Here is a 1,081-nt window from a genome sequence, read left to right on the forward strand (position 1 = left end):
TTATACGGAAACCATGATGCCGTCCGGGAAAAGCGGCCTCATCAATGCGGGCAATCCGCAAACCTGTACGGTACGTGACCAACGCTCAGCACAGCGCGTGGGTACCTGCGATATTGGAGCTGTGGAGTATGGCGGTAGCGTGTCACGGACGTTGACAGTAACCAACGATGAGAGCTCAGGCAGTGGATCACTCAGGGCAATCCTAACGGAGGCCAATGACGGTGACACGATTATTTTTGATCCATCGCTTAAAAATCATACCATCTTTATGCTGGGTTCCGGCCACGCCCCCGGACCTATCACCCTTGATAAAAGCGTCGTCATTAACGGTGACGTTGATGGCGACCGCAAACCCGATATCATTCTCAGTGGAACAGGTGACCACAACACGCCCGCGCGATTGCTGATCGTTAATCAGGGAGAAACGGTAACCCTGGAGGGGCTCAAACTTGTGCACGGCTTTGCTGACCATGGGGGCGCCATCTGGAACCACGGCACGCTGACGATCAATTACTGCCAGTTGAGCTACAACACGGCAAAAGACGGGTATGACGTAAGCGGCTTTGGTGGTGCAATCTACAACGACTCAAGCGGCACATTGACAATCAATAACACGACGCTGGATCACAATACAGCAATGTCAGCCGGTGGAGCGATCCAAAACTTTAAGGGTAAGGTGATGCTCATGAACGTCACGTTGTCAGACAATGCTGGCGACTCCAGCAATGAGGACGTGGGGGCTGCACTGGATAACATGGGGGGGAGTATGACGCTCAAAAACACTACCCTGTATAGAACGACGGGTAATGGCATTGGTACTTACGGGAGCAACGAGTTCGCTTCGGATACCACGTTGATCAATACGGTTATAGCAGGATCGTCTGAAAACAACTGTGCAGGATATGACGGCACTTATCATGTAGCCGGCAATAATTGGTTCGATGATAATACCTGCGGGAGCAGCAGCAGTTCCGGTGATCCCAAACTGGGTGGTCCGTTGAGCACTGACAGCGGGTGGGCGCTGAATATGCCTGCCAGTAACTCCGGTCTCATTGATGCGGGTGACGATGATACCTGTCTG

Annotated in this window: 1 protein-coding gene; it reads left to right on the forward strand. The window is 52.5% G+C overall.

What is annotated here, in order from left to right:
- A partial coding sequence (locus ACOCD2_RS21450) for a choice-of-anchor Q domain-containing protein (RefSeq protein WP_419626076.1) occupies window positions 1-1,081 on the forward strand: 1,081 nt, incomplete at both ends.

This window comes from Thiolapillus sp., from assembly GCF_048562965.1.
GTDB lineage: Bacteria > Pseudomonadota > Gammaproteobacteria > Chromatiales > Chromatiaceae > Thiolapillus > Thiolapillus brandeum_A.